Source organism: Corynebacterium choanae, from assembly GCF_003813965.1.
Classification (GTDB): domain Bacteria; phylum Actinomycetota; class Actinomycetes; order Mycobacteriales; family Mycobacteriaceae; genus Corynebacterium; species Corynebacterium choanae.
In genome coordinates this window covers 1,280,608-1,297,439 of record NZ_CP033896.1, presented here as the reverse complement: position 1 = coordinate 1,297,439, position 16,832 = coordinate 1,280,608, and the positions used below count along the sequence as shown (strand labels likewise).

Genomic DNA, 16,832 nt, shown 5'->3' with positions numbered 1-16,832 from the left:
TCATACCCGCCACAGCCCCGCTGTGTTCGCGCATGTCCAATATCCATTATTGGTTGACTGTCGCCGAGGGTGGCACACGCGAAGAAAGAGCTCCGCCATGGGCACTCGACCCCTTCTCGGGCCGGCTACTACCACCACTCCCAAAGGCGCCAACGCCGTCCTTACCCTGTCCACTGCCGCTTTCACCTTGATGTTTGCGGTGTGGCTGATGTTCGGCATCCTTGGCACCCCCATTCAGGAAGAATTCGGTTTCAGTGACACCCAACTGTCCTGGGTGCTCGCTGTGGCGATTTTGAACGGCTCCCTGTGGCGCCTACCGGCAGGTCTGCTGGCTGACCGCTTCGGTGGCCGGAAGGTGATGCTGGTTATCACCATATTTTCAGCTATTGCATCCTTTGCTGTTGCATTTGCGCAAAGCTATACCGCCATCTTGATTCTTGCTTTCCTCGTCGGCTTTGCCGGCAACTCGTTTACCGCGGGCACTACATGGAATGCTGCCTGGTTTCCGAAGCATCGACAAGGCTTAGCACTCGGCGTGTTCGGGGCCGGCAATGTTGGCGCCTCGGTGACAAAGTTCATCGGCCCGGTGCTCATCACCGCCACTGCTGGGGCAACCTATTTTGGCGTCATCCCCGGCGGCTGGCGACTTATTCCGCTGGTCTACACGGTGCTGTTGCTCATTATTGCGGTGGCAATGGCAGTGTTGACTCCTGCTACCGACCGAACCAGCGGCAATTCCCGGAGTCTTGGGGCGATGCTGCGACCCCTTCGGCAAGTTCGGGTTTGGCGTTTTAGCCTGTACTACGTTGTCGTCTTCGGCGCCTATGTGGCCTTGTCGTCAATTCTGCCGAAGTACTACATCACTAATTTTGATGTCTCTCTTGCAAAAGCTGGGCTTTTGACTGCGACGTTTATTTTCCCAGCTTCACTCCTGCGCCCGGTGGGTGGTTGGTTTTCCGATAAGTTCGGGGCACGCCGCGCAATGTACGGCACCTTTGCAGTCATGTTGATCTCGTCGCTGGTGTTAAGCCTGCCAGGCAATTTCCTCCCACTCGCCGCGTTTACCACGATTGTGTTCGTGCTGGGGTCTGCCATGGGTATCGGTAAAGCTGCGGTGTATAAGCATATTCCAGAATATTTCCCGCATGACGTGGGCGCCGTGGGTGGGTTGGTTGGCATGCTTGGCGGGCTCGGCGGGTTCTTCCTGCCACCGATGTTTGCCTATGTCAAGGCGTGGACTGGATTAACCACTGCCCCGTTTGCGGTGCTGTTTGTGCTGGTGCTGGCAACCGCCGTGTGGATGCACATCAGCATCAAAGCAACCACGGTGGATCATCACAACGTGGTCTAACTCCCCTCTGCAATCCCCGCGTTTGGTTCCTCAGGGACGGCACAGCGCAGGCGAGAGTACAACAGCGCCTGGAAACCCGAGTTATGCGTGGTTTCCAGGCGTTGTTCTTCTTTTTCCTCGCAATATTGGGCAGCACTCAACGACGGTCGTCACCACCGCCGACTCTCCGCCGCGACAAGTACCAAGCATCGACCCGCAGCCAACCCCGGGCAATGCATGCGAAGGTCTAAGCACGCTTGGCGGTGTGCGGTGCGGTTGTTGCTCGTTACCTGCCCCAGGCGACCGTTGCGAGATGCCTGCGGGATTGTCGTTTGTTGCCCTCACCAAGGGGAGATTCGCAATACCCGAAATGGTTGGCATTATCCGCAGCTACGGCATGTCCGATCCGACATACACCCCCGACGGATTTGTCAGACAAATAACCCATACTACGGAAAAGCAGACCAGCTACAACGGCGTGAATTATCGCGTGTAACCACATTTCATCGCCGCCAGCCTACCGAGTGACAAGTTTCACAAAAGGAATTTTCTCCCACTCGCCAGCTCACCCGTGATAGGGCTACCTGCACGATTAGGGAACACCCCTGCCCAGTGCGGGATCTGACACCTCAAGCTGCACAGTGTGGTGTTAGGTATCACCTAGTGACTATGAGACGATGAACACAACTTCGCATATCAAGGAATCCCAGCTTGTTGCACTTCCTACCCCAAAAACACCAGGGGTGGATCGCACTTGACCGAAAGGGAACCTTGTTACCCCCGCGGCGTTGTTGTGAACCACGGTTGCAACAACGGCACCCCCTACGACTTGGAAGGAGCAGCTGTGACGTTGGATACCTCCGGACGTGTGCTGCAAGGCTGGAATCCGGAACAGCCTGAATCATGGGACGCAAAGATCGCCTGGCGCACCCTCATCATCACCACTTATTCGCTGTTCATCGGCTTTACCACCTGGTATCTGGTTTCCGCGATTGCCCCGCAACTCAACCAGATCGGATTTAGCTTCAGCAAAACCCAGCTGTACTGGTTGTCGTCGGCATCAGGCCTGTCCGCTGGTTTCTCCCGGCTGCTGTTTATGTTCCTGCCGCCCATCATCGGCACCCGGAAAATGGTGACCATCTCGTCATTTATTCTGGCGCTGCCAATGATCGGCTGGTTCTTCGCCGTCCTCAACCCGGAAACCCCCTACTGGTGGATGCTGGTGCTGTCGGTTGCCGGCGGCATCGGCGGCGGTATCTTCTCCGGATATATGCCATCGACGGGCTACTTCTTCCCGAAGGCAAAATCGGGCACCGCACTCGGCCTGCAGGCAGGTATCGGTAACTTTGGTGTTTCCTTTATCCAGCTTGTTGCCCCGCTGCTGATGGGGCTTTCCCTGTTCGGGGTGAAAGCTGCCCCACAAATCAAACCAGACGGTTCCGAAATCTGGGTGCATACCCCAGCTATTTTCATGGTGCCGTGGACAATTCTGGCAGGCGTACTGGCTTGGGTATATCTCAAAGACGTGCCGGTGAAAGCAAACTTCCGCCAGCAAATGGACATCTTCGGCAACACAAACACCTGGGTGATGACCCTGATCTATCTGGCAACCTTCGGCGCATTCTCCGGATTCGCGGCGCAATTCGCCTTGATGGTGAACAACATTTTCGGCGCTGATTCTGACCTTGCCGCGACCTTCCCAGCGGAAGATCTACCCAAAGGTGCCGCCTTCGCATTCTTAGGCCCGTTGATCTCGGCCGCAATGCGCGCCGCCTGGGGTCCGCTCTGCGACAAGTTCGGTGGCGCGATCTGGACGTTTGTTTCCTGTGCCGGGATGGCGGTTTCCACCGCTGTTGCCGCGCTGTTCCTCAACCCTGATGATCCATCGGATTTCTGGTGGTTCCTCGGCGCGATGCTGGTGATGTTCTTCTTCACCGGTTTGGGTAACGCCGGCACCTTCAAACAGATGCCGATGATTTTCGACCGTCGCCAGGCCGGTGGCGTGATCGGTTGGACTGCTGCAATTGCGGCCTTCGGCCCATTTGTCGTCGGTGTGCTGGTCTCTTCAGTCGGACCGGTTGCATTCTACTGGGGTTGTGTCGTGTTCTTTGCGATCTGTGCCGCATTGACCTGGGTGTTCTACGCCCGACCACGCGCCCCATTCCCGGGATAATTCGCAGCTGCTGCGCCCCCGCTGATTCGCGGGGTGCGCACAGTGTCATCTCATCAGGCTGGTGGATGGAGCAAAATCGCACCTCCACATGCACTGCACCCAAGGTGTGGCGTGAGTCCCACCTTGCATATTCCTTCCACCACCGCCCCGCTGTGTAGCGCAGCGGCAGCTCATCGCCCATATTCACGTTCGTTTTAAGGACCCCGAATGAGTTCGTCTTCGCAGTCGTCCACCAATCCATTATTTTCGTTGGGGAGCTATGTCCGAAAGGGGGAGACCGGGAAAGAAGGCCAGCAAATCTTCCTCAAAGGGGGACGGCAGGCTGACGTGTTCTACCGCAACCGGTGGGCATTCGACAAAATGGTGCGTTCCACCCATGGGGTGAACTGCACCGGCTCCTGCTCCTGGAAGGTGTATGTCAAAGATGGGGTGATCACCTGGGAATCCCAGGCGGTCGACTATCCCACCACCGGCCCCGATATGCCCGAATATGAGCCACGCGGCTGCCCGCGTGGTGCCTCGTTTAGCTGGTACACCTACTCCCCGACCCGGATTCGCTACCCCTATGCCCGCGGGGTGCTTGTGGATATGTATCGGGCGGCGAAAGCCGAAACCGGCGACCCGGTGCTGGCATGGCGCGCCATTCAGGAAGATCCCACCAAACGGCAGGCCTATATTTCCCAACGCGGCAAAGGTGGCCTCATTCGGATCTCCTACGAAGAAGCCATCGAGATGGCTGCCGCCGCCCACGTGTACACCATTCGCCAGCATGGACCAGACCGGATCGCTGGTTTTACCGTCATCCCTGCCATGTCGCAGGTGTCCTACGGTGCCGGTACCCGATTCCTGCAAAACATTGGCGGTGTCGCCCTGTCGTTCTACGACTGGTATGCCGACCTGCCGCCAGCTTCGCCGCAAACCTTCGGCGATCAAACTGACGTCCCAGAATCCGGCGACTGGTTTAATGCGGCCTATCTTTTGATGTGGGGTTCTAATATCCCGGTTACCCGCACCCCGGATGCGCACTTTATGGCTGAGGTGCGCTACAAGGGCACCAAAGTGGTGACAGTCTCCCCGGACTTTGCCGACAACACGAAGTTCGCCGACGAATGGCTGCGCGTCGAACCTGGCACCGATGCCGCACTCGCATTTGCGATGGGGCATGTGATCCTATCCGAATTCCATGTTGCCAAGCGCGAACCGTATTTCTTGGAATACATGCGCAAATACACCGACTCCGGGTTCCTAGTCACTCTTGATCCGCGCGACGACGGCACCTTTACACCAGGGAAATTTGTGACCGCCTCCGATCTAGTCGGCGATCCGCTCGCAGAAACTGAAAACGCCACCCACCGGTATGTGATGATGGAAGCTGACGGCCGGGTAGTGGATCCGGGCGGCACCGTCGCCGACCACTGGGGTGAAGCAGGTGTCGGCAAATGGAATCTTTCCCTCGACGGGGTGGATCCAGTACTCACCGTGGCCGATACCGATGCCTTCGACACGGCAGAAGTGCTCTTCCCCCGCTTCGATTTGGATGCCGACCCGGCCGATATTGCCGGCTCCGGACCGATCGGTGCCGGTGTGGTCTCCCGCGGTGTGCCGGTGCGAAAACTCGGCAATCGCCTGGTTACCACCGTCTTCGATATTCTGCTCGCCCACTACGGCGTCAACCGCGCCGAGCTCAACCTGCCCGGGGTGTGGCCAACCGGCTACGACGATGCCACCGCGGTGGGCACCCCGGCCTGGCAGGAAGGGATCACCGGTGTGCCGATGGCGGGATGTGCCCGGGTTGCCCGCGAATTCGCGGCCACCGCAGCCGCCACCCGTGGCCGCTCACAAATCATCATGGGCGCCGGTGTCAACCACTATTTCCACGCCGACTCGATCTATCGCACCTTCCTGGCACTGACCAACATGTGCGGCACCCAAGGGGTCAACGGTGGCGGTTGGGCGCACTATGTGGGCCAGGAAAAACTCCGCCCCATGAACGGCTGGATGCAATATGCAATGGCCACCGACTGGGTGCGTCCGCCCCGGCAGATGATCACCACCGGATTCTTCTACTTCGGCACCGAACAGTGGCGCTACGACAACTCGCACGCCTCCCGGTTGGCCAGCCCACTAGCCAACCGGGACAGTGTCGGCGACAAAATGCTCGCCGACACCATGGTCGAATCGATGAAACGCGGCTGGATGCCATCCTATCCACAGTTCAACCGCAACCCGCTGCTGCTCAAAGACGAAGCCGATCAGGCAGGCATGCCCGTTGCCGACTACTGTGCGAAACTCCTCAACGACGGCGACATGAAGTTCGCCTACGAGGATCCCTCCGCGGAAGAAAACTGGCCGCGTATCTTGCTGAACTGGCGCACCAACCTGATGGGATCCTCGGCGAAAGGCACCGAGTTCTTCCTCCGCCACCTGCTCGGCGTCGACTCAGACGCATCAGCCCCAGAACTTGCCGAAGGTGAACGTCCACACACCATCACTTGGCGGGACGCCCCACACGGCAAACTCGACTTGATGCTCACCACCGACTTCCGTAACACCTCCACCACACTGGTCTCCGACATCATCCTGCCGGCAGCCACCTGGTACGAGAAAAATGACATGTCCTCCACCGACATGCACCCCTACCTGCACCCGTTCAATGCGGCAATCAACCCACCGTGGGAAGCCCGCAGCGACTTCGAAGTATTCCGCGACCTGTCGAAACGCTTCTCGGAACTGGCAGCCGAATGGCTCGGTGTGCAACACGATGTGGTAGCAGCCCCCAGCCACCACGACTCCCCCGACGAACTGGGAATGCCGCACGGTATCGTGCCGGATCTGGCCACCACCGGTTATGTGCCAGGGGTCACCATGCCGAAGCTGGCTGTGGTGGAACGTGACTACTCCAAGATCTACGAAAAGTGGATGCACTTAGGACCGCTTACCGCCGGTGCAGGCACCGCCGTGCACGGCACCAAATTCGATGTCAGCAAACAAGTCGAAGAACTCGAACGCATCAACGGGGTAGCTGAAACCTCCCTCGGTGTGCGACCCAAACTCGACACAGCCATCAAAGTCATCGAAATGATCCTGCGTCTGTCCGGTGTTTCCAACGGTGAAGTCGCCTACCAAGGTTTCGAATTCCTCTCCAAGCGAACCGGTAAGGACCTCACCGTGCTCGGGGCAGACACCCGCAACACCCGGATCACTTGGGACACCATCAAAGAACGCCCCACCGAGGTGATCACCTCACCAGAGTGGACCGCCGACAAACGCGACGGCCGCCGCTACACCGCGTTCTCCATCAACATCGAACACGACAAACCATTCCATACCCTCACCGGTCGCATGCACTACTACATCGACCACGACTGGTTTATGGACTATGGCGAAGCGTTACCCATCTTCCGTCCACCACTCGACCGGCTTCACTTAAACGGCGAAACCCGGCCTGGTGAACTCTTGCATGAAGACGGCAACCCGGAGGTCACCGTCCGCTATCTCACCACCCACAACAAGTGGTCGATTCACTCCCAATATTTCGACAACCTGCACGTGCTGTCTGTTTCCCGCGGCGGCCAGGTGATCTGGATGTCTGACAAAGACGCCGCGAAAATCGGGGTGAAAGACAACGAATGGGTCGAAGCCTACAACCGCAACGGTGTGGTCTCTGCTCGGGCGATCGTCTCCCACCGCATCCCGGAGGGCACGGTCATTATGAACCACGCCCAGGAGCGCACCGCCGGTACCCCGCTCAACGAGCGCACCGGTCGTCGCGGCGGCACCCACAATTCGCTCACCCGTATCACCATCAAACCGGTGCATATTGCCGGCGGCTACGGGCAACTCACCTACCACTTCAACTACATCGGTCCGACCGGTAACAACCGCGACGAAGTCACCCGCATCCGTCGCCGCTCGCAGGAGGTAACCTACTAATGAAGGTCATGGCGCAGATCGCAATGATCATGAACCTGGATAAGTGCATTGGCTGCCACACCTGTTCGGTGACCTGTAAACAGGCTTGGACAAACCGGGAGGGCACCGAATATATCTGGTTCAACAATGTTGAAACCCGACCTGGTGTCGGCTACCCCTACGGGTGGGAAGACCAAGACAAGTGGGAAGGTGGCTGGAAACTCAACAGCCGTGGCAAGCTCACCCCGCGCTCCGGCGGCCGGCTCAAAAAGCTCGCCACCTTGTTCCACAACCCGAAGCTGCCCACCATCGAGGACTATTACGAGCCGTGGACTTACGAATATGAAAAGCTGCTGTCCACCCCCGCAGGACAGCGCACCCAGCCCACAGCCCGTCCAGTATCCGCCCTTGACGGTCGCCCAATCGACACCATCAAATGGTCATCGAACTGGGATGACAACCTTGGTGGCGCCGGGGAAACCATGGACGATGATCCGGTGCTGAAGAAGATGAACATGCAAGTACAACGCGAAATTGAAGACGCGTTCATGTTCTATCTGCCACGTATTTGCGAACACTGCCTCAACCCGACCTGTGTATCCTCCTGTCCATCAGGGGCGATGTATAAGCGCGCGGAAGACGGCATTGTGTTGGTTGACCAGGATCGCTGCCGCGGCTGGCGGATGTGTGTCTCTGGCTGCCCGTATAAGAAGGTCTACTTCAACCACAAAACAGGCAAAGCCGAAAAATGTACACTGTGCTATCCGCGAATCGAAGTTGGACAGCCGACGGTGTGCTCGGAAACCTGTGTCGGCCGGCTGCGCTATCTTGGTGTGCTGTTCTATGACGCGGATAAGGTTGCAGCTGCTGCCGCAACCCCAAACGAGCAGGATCTTTTTGCCGCTCAAAAGGATTTACTGCTTGACCCGCACGATCCTGCGGTCATCGCGGCAGCCCGTGCCGAAAACATTCCCAATGCTTGGATTGAGGCGGCACAGCAGTCCCCTATTTGGGATTTGATTTTCCGCTATGAGCTTGCAGTACCGCTGCACCCGGAATATCGCACCCTGCCAATGGTGTGGTACATCCCGCCGTTGTCACCGGTGGTCGAACAGGTGACCGCCACCGGCAACGATGGTGAAGACCATAAAGTGCTGCTGTCAGCGATCTCCAACATGCGCATTCCGCTGGAATATTTAGCGGGGCTGTTTACCGCCGGTGATCCTGTGCCAGTAGAAAAGGTGCTGCGCCGGCTGGCGGCAATGCGGTCGTATATGCGCGATATCAACCTTGGTCAACAACCAAATGAGGATATTGCGCGAGCTGTAGGCATGACCGGCGCCGACCTGGAGGCAATGTATCGCCTGTTGGCGATTGCGAAATACGATGACCGCTATGTGATTCCGACGACTTCACCGGAAACACCCCGTGGTATCGCTTCGCTACCAGACCACAATGGGCAGTCGCCGGCAAGTTCCGTCGAACAATTCCACTCCTTAGGTATTGGCGCCCCAAGTGCCTGCCACGAGGAGGCAAACAATGCCGCCGGCGGCAAGGTGTCGCTGACATCCTGGAAGAAGGGGGAACGTCCCGCCTCGATGTTCCCCACCAGGAAATAGGCTACGGAAAGCGAGAAACGCTATGGCTACCACCCATATTGGGCAGGTTCCCCCGCCGACTGAGGCTGTTGCTGTTACCGATGATGCCCGCCGCACCACCATGATGGCTGCAGCCCTGCTGCTCGACTATCCGACCGAATCATTATTTGCCGCACTTCCACTGATCGCCGAGCAGGTTGCCACCCTGCCACCAGCTATTGGTGGGCGACTGGATCGGGCGATCTCAACGCTGGCAATGATGCAGCTGCGCCCCGCAGAAGAACACTATGTCACCACCTTCGACCAGCGGCGACGTTGTTCACTGTTTCTGTCCTACTATGCGGTCGGTGACACGCGGCAGCGGGGCGCTGCCCTGCTGGCATTCCAGGAATCCATCGCGACACTCGGGTTTGTGCAACAGCGAGAAGAACTCGCCGATCATCTATGTGTGCTGCTCGAGGTTGCCGCCCAAGCGGAAGGTGAAAATCATCGCATCGCCTGTGACATGATTGCCGCCCACCGCGACGGACTGGAAGTGTTACGGGTCGCCCTCGAGCAGCTGGGCAGCTTTTTCGCTGATGTTGTTGCTGCAGTATGCGCTGTGTTACCTGCGATTGATCCGCAAACCCGGGATAATTTTGTTCACCTGATTCGGCAAGGACCGCCTGCCGAACTCGTTGGCATCGGCTCTCCCCTGCCATTTCCCACCTATTCGGATGCCTGATGGAAGGACCGACCATGTACGCTTATGAATTATTTTTCTGGGTGGCCTTCCCCTGGCTGGCCATCGCCGCTTTTGCGATCGGCGTGTTTTGGCGCTGGCGCACCGACCAGTTCGGTTGGACCACCCATTCGTCGCAGATCTATGAATCAAAACTCTTGCGCCTGTCTTCGCCACTGTTCCACTACGGGATGATGTTCGTCATCATCGGTCATCTCATGGGGTTGGCTATTCCAAAATCTTGGACTCGCAGTGTGGGCATTAGCGATCATGCTTATCACCTTATTGCGACAATTCCAGGCACGATCGCTGGTATCGCGGCCGTCCTCGGATTGCTGGGGCTGATTTATCGCCGCCGCCTCAACCACATTGTGTTCTTATCCACCACCAAGATGGATAAAACCATGTATGTACTGCTCACTTTGGCGATTCTCACCGGTTTTATCGCCACCGTCGCAACCCAGGTGTTTGGCGGCCCGCACGGCTATGATTACCGCGAAACTATCAGCCCATGGATTCGTCAACTGTTTATTTTCAACCCTCAACCCGAGCTCATGGCTGATGTGCCATGGCAGTTTAAACTGCATATTCTGTCTGGTTTTACGCTGCTTGCAGTGTGGCCATTTACCCGTCTGGTGCATGCGTTTTCGGCACCGGTGGGCTATCTCACCCGCCCCTACGTGGTGTACCGGTCACGCGAAGCAACCACGAAACCCAGCCAGCACATTGCGTGGGATTCCGGCCAGCGCACCTGGGAAACCACCGAGCAGCACTAGGGTGCCGCTGGGCTAGCTGGCCTTTGGGTTGAGGAGTTGGACTTGCCCAACCCTGCAACCCGCAGCAGGTGTGTTGCCCGTATTCAGGTTGTGGTGCACCTGTGCAGTTTCAAGCGCGCGCTGTGACCAGTTCACAGCACTTGCGTGCTTGGCTGCACAGGTGTTCTTTATGCTTCAAACCCCCATCGCCACAACGTGCTCGACTGTGGTTTCGATGCTGTCTGCAAAGCCCATTAAACTCACATACTGCAGAAGACTACCGCTGCGGCGGGTGGGGTGAGCTGTGGTGGTGTCGCTTAAGGAATGGGGGTGCTGTTGTCGTCGTATTCAACAAGGAGGGTTCCTGTGCATCGTCGCTTTCTTGCATGCCTGCTGTGTGCCGCAGCACTGATCACCGGCTGCCACAATTCCACTGATGCATCCCCGGCGGGCCGTTCCACCGGTCAAACGGCAGGTGGTCAGGAGTCGACTCGTGCCAGCGAAGTGACGGTGTTTGCGGCTGCGTCCACTCGGGTGATTACTGACAAGCTTGGCGCGGTTACACAGACGCTACCGGATCCGTTTACAGTCCGTGTCAGTAATGCCGGATCAACCACCTTGCTGCAACAGCTGCGAGACGGTGCACCTGCCGATGTGCTCATTGTTGCTGATGAGTCCCATATGCGACAGGCCGAAGCAGAAGGTCTTGTCACACATGGGGAAGCTGTCGCGAACAACACTATGGTGCTTGTAACCCCGCCAGATAATCCTGCAGGGATTCGCGACTTTTCCGATATCGACCAGGCACAGTTGGTGGTGTGTGCCCCGGAGGTGCCGTGTGGTGCGGTGGCTGCAAAGCTTGCTGCGGCGAATAATGTTGCCCTGCAGCCAGTGTCACTTGAACAATCGGTGAGTGACGTCGTTGGCAAAGTCATCACCGGGGAGGCTGATGCGGGCATTGTGTATGCGACTGATGCTGCCGCAGCCGCCAAGTCGGGAAAGCCACTTCGCGTTATTCCGATTCCTCATGCAGCGACGTTCGCCAATACGATAATGGCTGCGGTAACGACCACTGCTGTCAACCAGCAAGCCGCATCCCAGCTGGTGCAGTTGCTTGGTGATACTGCGTTTGCCGATGTTTGGGCCGAATTTGGGTTTATTCCGGTAAACCCCACCGCCACGGCAGCTGCAACCCCCTAGCAGTAAGAGCACACACTTCGCGGGCTAGTCGGGTTGCTGCGTGACGCGATGCTGTTTTTGGCTGCGCAGCGATCACTGTTGTGAGGGTTTACGAGACGGCACCCAAAGCTGGGCATTGGCTGAGGCTTTCCGTACCGCGATGCTGCCGGTATTTGTCATGGAAGGGAGTTTGCGGGATGAACCTGGCACTGCTGCATGCATATAGTGACCGCGCAGCTGGATCATGTTGGATCCTGCAGCACTGTAACGATTGTTGGGAGACACCGTGACAGCACAACAACCTGACCGGGATCTTGCTTCCGTGCGGCTACCACTGCCCTGGTTTGTGTGGGTGTGTGCCGTTTTGGCGGTGCTGGTGGTGCTTGCGCCGATTGTGGCACTGTGGTCACGGGTTGATTTCACTGGGTTGCCAGGGGTGTTTGCCGCGCCGGAAACGTGGTCGATGTTGCGTATTTCGCTGGGTGCTGCGCTGCTTGCCACCTTGATGTGTTTGCTTATTGGGGTGCCGTGTGGGGTGGCGGTTGGGCATTTAGGGCGTGGTGCGTGGATTGCTCGTTTGTTGGTGATGCTGCCGCTTGCGTTACCTCCAGTGGTGGCAGGACTGGCTCTGACGGCGATGATTGGTCGACGTGGCATGCTGGCACCGATCCTTGACGCGGTGGGGTTACAGTTCGCGTTTCGGTTTAGCGGTGTAGTTGCTGCGCATGTTTTTATTTGTTTACCGTTTGTCATTGTTGCAGTGGAGGCTGCGTTTCGACAGATTGACCGGTCTATGGTGGTTGCCGCCTACGGGGTGGGATTGGCGCCTTCTACGATTTGGTGGCGCATTATTGTTCCCACCTTATCCCCAGCGGTGGTAGCTGGTGCAGGATTGGCTTTTGCGCGAAGCCTCGGCGAGTTTGGGGCAACGTTGACATTTGCCGGTTCGCTTCCGGGTGTTACCCGCACGCTACCGGTCGGGATATATTTAGCTCGAGAAATTGATCAAGGAGCGGCCTATCAGCTCGCTGCGGTGTTGATGTGTGTGGCGGTAGCGGCACTGCTGCTGTCTTCGAGTGTGTTGATTACACGGTCGAATCCTCCGGTGGTGTTGCAGCGCGAAACGATGCACATCGATGCATTGGTGGAGCTGTGCCGGCCGCAGCATCAGCCATCCCCAGAGACAGCATTGCATGGTCGACGGGCCACATTGACGACGTCTACGGCTACGTTTTCGTTGCCAAGCCCCGGGATTACGGTGGTAGTTGGCAACAATGGGGCAGGGAAAACCACCTTGTTGCAGCAGATTTCCGGTTTGATCAGCGGGGTAACTGTCGCCGGACTTGGTAACACTCCCAATCGGTTAAGGAAACACCCTGGGGTGGTGTTGTTGACCCAACAGGCGGCATTACCGCCGCGGCTCAGTGTAGCTGCAGCGATCACCATGGTTACCGGTGATGCGCAGCACACTATGAGGTTATTGGATGCCGCGGGCTGTGCGTCATGGGCTTCGGTAAAGTGTGGTCGGCTCTCTGGTGGGCAGGCTCGGCTTGTTGCCCTGCTGCGGGCGTTGGCCGCCGACGGGGAGATGGTGTTGTTAGATGAGCCGTTTGCCGGTTTTGATGTCACCTTAGCCAGTCAGTGGCTGGATGTGATTGCCCGCTGTGCCAAGGATCGGACCATTGTGCTGGTGAGCCACGATCCTGGTGCGATTCGGCGGCTTGCTGATGCTGTGGTGGTGGTTGATGCGGGGGTAGTGCAGCCGCCGGTGAGCTTTGCTGCACTGTGTACAGCCCGGCCTTCATCGTTTGTGGCTGAGTTGTTTGGTTTGCAGGTATTTCCTGGGGTGTTGGCTGCTGATGTGGGCTGTGAGCAAAACCGCGACAGCGAACTTGGCAAGGGGGTGCAGCAGCAGGTGTCGGTGCTGGTCGGTGATGATGTTGTTGGAGATGCGGGAAGTGGCTACGGCAATCAACAGTTGGTGCTTGCCGGTGTGTGGATGGGTACGGCCGCCCCACCCGCCGAAGAGGTTGGCGATGTGTGTGTGGTGATCCCGCCAGGGGCGCTGACTGTGGTTGGCAGTGCTGCTAATCGGCAGGTTCCGGCACGGGGTGATATCGGTGAGGCTGTATCGACAGTGGATTGCCCGGTGGTGGCGGTGCGCAGTGTGGGGGCGGTGTGCGTGATCGTTGTGATGTTTGCAGGACACGCAGTGGAAGTGGCGGTGCCGCTGGCGCAGTTTGGTGGGTCGTTGCCGGCTATTGGTGGAAGGGTTGCTCTCGCAGTGGATTCCAAGCAGGTGCGGATATGGCCGCGGGAATAGGTGCGACTGCTGGTAGTCGATTCGGTGTTGATTGTCGCAGTGACGGTTTATCCACCAGCAAAAGGCGGAAGGACGTCGACGCGCCCCGCGGTTGCCAGATTGGTGGTGGGGGTGGCATGTGCACCGTCAACGAGGAAGCTGCAGCGTTGGAGCACGTCTGCTAGCGGCATACCGGCATCGGTGGTGCCGGGGTGTTGGGCGAGAAGCTCAACGAGTTCGCCCAGGGTTGCCGGTGGGTTGTCAATGGTTTCCGTAGCAAGGCCGCGGGCATTGCGGGCGGCCGCATAATAGTGAATTTCCACAAGTGTCAGCATGCCGAATTTTCTACTTCGGCGCTAGTTTTGGTGTGCGAGCAGGACCTGGATGGTGGTTGAGTGTTAGTCGGCTGCGGTGTCAGTGTTTTCTTGGTGTGTGCTTAGGGACGGAAGCCGGTGGTTGCGTTGCTCAGGCAAGAATGGTTGTGTTGCTCAATGCTGCGGATTTCACCGTAGGATGTTGCCTGCACCGTCACCTGCCCCACTGTTGGTGCTTCCTTGTTGTTTCTGCCAGTGTTCCCGTGTTTGATTAGGAGCTGTTAGCCCCATGGTTTCATGTTCTTCGTCGTCGCCTGCTGGAGACACCCATTCGGTGTCGCCGGCAGCACATGTTACGTCTGTCCCACCTGGCGATAGTGATAGGTCGCAGCGGGCGGTGGTGTTGGTGGTCTCCACCCGGGCGGCGGCCGGGACGCAGGAAGATGCAACCGGACCGGTGTTAGTGCGATGGCTTGATTCCCGCGGATTTTCCACCACGCGGCGCATCGTTGCCGATAGCGATGTTGCGGCAGCTGTGACAGCAATTCTCGGGGATTGTCCACCAGCGGTGTTGATCACTACCGGTGGCACCGGGGTGACTGACGATGATCGCACCGTGGAGGCGATTGTTCCGTGGATGGATCGTCCACTGCACGGGATTGAGCATGCCTGGTTTGCGCGTGGATTGGTTAACCTGCCGCAGGCTATGTTGTCGCGGGCAGTGGCCGGCCTTGCAGGGCGCACCTTTGTGATGGCGTTACCGGGTTCGCTGGGTGCAGTCAACGATGGGATTGCTGTGCTGGATCCGGTGATTGATCATTTGCTTAAGTTGGTGGCAGCACACCACGGTGCAGCGGTGGATCACGGTTTCGCGCAACCCGCATCCGCAGACCCTACGGTGCCGGTACCCGCATCAGAAACACGTCATGTGCAACACGAAACCTGTTCGATGCAAAATACTGCGGAAAGACCTGATGATGTTGCTGCCGCCGTGGACGCGAGGAATGCACAACCGGGTGCAAACGGATGCAGTCGGGATGTGCAAGTGCCGGCAGATCCCAGCTATGTGCAGGCACAGGTTGGCAAAGTGGTGGATGCACGCATCACCGATGAGCCGTTAGAGCCGCTGATTGCCGCCGCCAAGGCACAAACCATGACTGCTGCGATGGGGGCCTTGGTGACCTTCGATGGGATTGTGCGGGATCACGATGAGGGCAACAGTGTCGACTGGTTGGACTATAGTGCCCATCCACAAGCCGCCGATCAGCTAGCGTCAATTGCCGCGGAAGTTGCCGCCGATTATCCGGTGCGGCTGTGGGTGGCGCATCGCACCGGCAAATTAGCCATTGGCGAATCAGCGTTTGTGGTGCTTGCCGCATCCGCCCACCGGCAGGCCGCGTTTCACGCCGCAGAAACACTGGCGCATCGGGTGAAATCCGAGGTACCAATTTGGAAACATCAACAGCTTGCTGACGGCACAACCCAATGGGTAGGGATCGAATGAGTCAGCGCTATATTCGGCAAGAGTTATTGCCCGGTTTTGGGGTTGCCGGCCAGCAAGCCTTAGCACAGGCGCATGTGGTGGTTATCGGTGCGGGCGGTCTTGGGTCGCCGGTGCTGATGTATCTTGCCGCCGCCGGGGTTGGCCGACTTACGGTAATCGACGATGACGTGGTCGACGAAACAAATCTGCAGCGACAAATCATTCACCATGATGACAGTGTCGGCTTGTCAAAAGTGGCTTCAGCAAAGGCGAGCATCGCCAAGATAAATCCGCACTGTGAGGTGCGGATCGTCAACGCCCGATTCACCTTCCCGGAAGGGATGCAGTGGACAGAAGATGCTGATGTGATCGTCGACGGCTCCGATAACACTGATACCCGCTATGTTGTTTCCGCAATCGCAGCGCGCCGCCAAATACCGCATGTGTGGGCAGCGATTTTAGGATATGAAGCGCAACTTTCGGTATTTCGCTTCGGTCAGGTGATCTATGAGGATGTGTTTGCGCAACCACCGCTGCCCGGTGATGTTCCCAGCTGCTCCCAGGCTGGTGTGTTAGGCCCGGTAGTGGGGATCATCGGCTCGGCGATGGCGTTAGAAACCATCAAACTCATCACCGGTATCGGCACCCCACTCATCGGCAAACTCGCCGTATTTTCGTCACTGGACCACACCTGGGAGACGATTCCACTGTGCGGGGATCCGTCCCGTCACCAGCAGGTAGCCACACAGCCGCCCCGATCATCGGCCGGAATCCCGGAAGTGTTCGACATTGACAACTGTGCTGCGCTCATCGATGTGCGCAACAGCGAAGAGTTCACCCACCATCATCTTCCCGGTGCCATCCATGTGCCCTTAGCAAGTATTGAACACGATCCTGCCGCCGCCAGTGCCAACATCCCCGATGGCAGTGTGCTCTACTGCGCCCACGGGATTCGCTCCCAGCGGGCGGGCGTATTACTCACCCTCGCAGGGGTACAACAGTTGCGCAGCCTCGCAGGTGGCATTCACCGATACACCCAATCCGAAAACCAGTGACACTGCGGCT

Annotated in this window: 12 protein-coding genes; 11 read left to right on the top strand and 1 reads right to left on the bottom strand. The window is 58.0% G+C overall.

Going from position 1 to position 16,832, the window contains the following annotated elements; genetic code table 11:
* Positions 1-97 precede the first annotated feature (97 nt).
* From CCHOA_RS04660 to CCHOA_RS04625, 9 genes are all read left to right on the top strand, one after another.
* Entirely contained in the window at positions 98-1,351 is a 1,254-nt protein-coding gene (locus tag CCHOA_RS04660; protein WP_123927512.1) for an MFS transporter, read from the top strand.
* Between the two features lie 83 nt (positions 1,352-1,434).
* Positions 1,435-1,581 carry a hypothetical protein gene (locus CCHOA_RS10650; RefSeq protein ID WP_164472391.1) on the top strand — a complete coding sequence of 49 codons (147 nt, stop codon included), beginning with the start codon at positions 1,435-1,437 and terminating at the stop codon, positions 1,579-1,581.
* Positions 1,582-2,174: 593 nt separating this feature from the next.
* A complete protein-coding gene (locus CCHOA_RS04655) occupies positions 2,175-3,503 on the top strand; it encodes an MFS transporter (protein WP_123927509.1) in 1,329 nt (442 codons plus the stop codon).
* A gap of 207 nt (positions 3,504-3,710) precedes the next feature.
* Positions 3,711-7,436 carry a nitrate reductase subunit alpha gene (locus CCHOA_RS04650; protein ID WP_123927506.1) on the top strand — a complete coding sequence of 1,242 codons (3,726 nt, stop codon included), beginning with the start codon at positions 3,711-3,713 and terminating at the stop codon, positions 7,434-7,436.
* Positions 7,436-9,034 carry a nitrate reductase subunit beta gene (narH, locus tag CCHOA_RS04645; RefSeq protein ID WP_123927503.1) on the top strand — a complete coding sequence of 533 codons (1,599 nt, stop codon included), beginning with the start codon at positions 7,436-7,438 and terminating at the stop codon, positions 9,032-9,034. Before CCHOA_RS04650 ends, narH begins: the two co-directional genes overlap by 1 nt.
* Positions 9,035-9,056: 22 nt before the next feature.
* A complete protein-coding gene (gene narJ / locus CCHOA_RS04640) occupies positions 9,057-9,737 on the top strand; it encodes a nitrate reductase molybdenum cofactor assembly chaperone (protein ID WP_206425827.1) in 681 nt (226 codons plus the stop codon).
* 14 nt (positions 9,738-9,751) lie between these two features.
* Complete coding sequence (narI, locus tag CCHOA_RS04635) at positions 9,752-10,510, top strand: respiratory nitrate reductase subunit gamma (protein WP_123927500.1); 759 nt, start codon at positions 9,752-9,754, stop codon at positions 10,508-10,510.
* Between the two features lie 345 nt (positions 10,511-10,855).
* Complete coding sequence (modA, locus tag CCHOA_RS04630) at positions 10,856-11,689, top strand: molybdate ABC transporter substrate-binding protein (protein ID WP_245992198.1); 834 nt, start codon at positions 10,856-10,858, stop codon at positions 11,687-11,689.
* A 265-nt stretch (positions 11,690-11,954) separates the two neighbouring features.
* Positions 11,955-13,991 carry an ATP-binding cassette domain-containing protein gene (locus tag CCHOA_RS04625; protein WP_123927494.1) on the top strand — a complete coding sequence of 679 codons (2,037 nt, stop codon included), beginning with the start codon at positions 11,955-11,957 and terminating at the stop codon, positions 13,989-13,991.
* A 47-nt stretch (positions 13,992-14,038) separates the two neighbouring features.
* Here the strand turns inward: CCHOA_RS04625 and CCHOA_RS04620 are convergent, their stop codons facing one another.
* Complete coding sequence (locus tag CCHOA_RS04620) at positions 14,039-14,305, bottom strand: MoaD/ThiS family protein (RefSeq protein ID WP_123927491.1); 267 nt, start codon at positions 14,303-14,305, stop codon at positions 14,039-14,041.
* 268 nt (positions 14,306-14,573) lie between these two features.
* Here CCHOA_RS04620 and CCHOA_RS11100 point away from each other — a divergent pair, with 268 nt between their 5' ends.
* Positions 14,574-15,788: a molybdenum cofactor biosynthesis protein MoaE gene (locus tag CCHOA_RS11100; RefSeq protein ID WP_342769447.1), complete on the top strand. Its 1,215-nt coding sequence runs from the start codon at positions 14,574-14,576 to the stop codon at positions 15,786-15,788.
* On the top strand, positions 15,785-16,822 hold the full coding sequence (locus CCHOA_RS04610) for a ThiF family adenylyltransferase (RefSeq protein WP_123927488.1): 1,038 nt from the start codon (positions 15,785-15,787) through the stop codon (positions 16,820-16,822). The genes CCHOA_RS11100 and CCHOA_RS04610 overlap by 4 nt, the downstream gene beginning before the upstream one ends.
* Positions 16,823-16,832 lie beyond the last annotated feature (10 nt).

Excerpts from the sequence above, each read along its gene's own strand:
- CCHOA_RS04660 (WP_123927512.1), top strand. The coding sequence starts at position 98 with ATGGGCACTCGACCCCTTCTCGGGCCGGCTACTACCACCACTCCCAAA.
- CCHOA_RS10650 (WP_164472391.1), top strand. The coding sequence starts at position 1,435 with ATGCGTGGTTTCCAGGCGTTGTTCTTCTTTTTCCTCGCAATATTGGGC.
- CCHOA_RS04650 (WP_123927506.1), top strand. The coding sequence starts at position 3,711 with ATGAGTTCGTCTTCGCAGTCGTCCACCAATCCATTATTTTCGTTGGGG.
- narH (WP_123927503.1), top strand. The coding sequence starts at position 7,436 with ATGAAGGTCATGGCGCAGATCGCAATGATCATGAACCTGGATAAGTGC.
- narJ (WP_206425827.1), top strand. The coding sequence starts at position 9,057 with ATGGCTACCACCCATATTGGGCAGGTTCCCCCGCCGACTGAGGCTGTT.
- narI (WP_123927500.1), top strand. The coding sequence starts at position 9,752 with ATGTACGCTTATGAATTATTTTTCTGGGTGGCCTTCCCCTGGCTGGCC.
- CCHOA_RS04620 (WP_123927491.1), bottom strand. The coding sequence starts at position 14,305 with ATGCTGACACTTGTGGAAATTCACTATTATGCGGCCGCCCGCAATGCC.
- CCHOA_RS11100 (WP_342769447.1), top strand. The coding sequence starts at position 14,574 with ATGGTTTCATGTTCTTCGTCGTCGCCTGCTGGAGACACCCATTCGGTG.
- CCHOA_RS04610 (WP_123927488.1), top strand. The coding sequence starts at position 15,785 with ATGAGTCAGCGCTATATTCGGCAAGAGTTATTGCCCGGTTTTGGGGTT.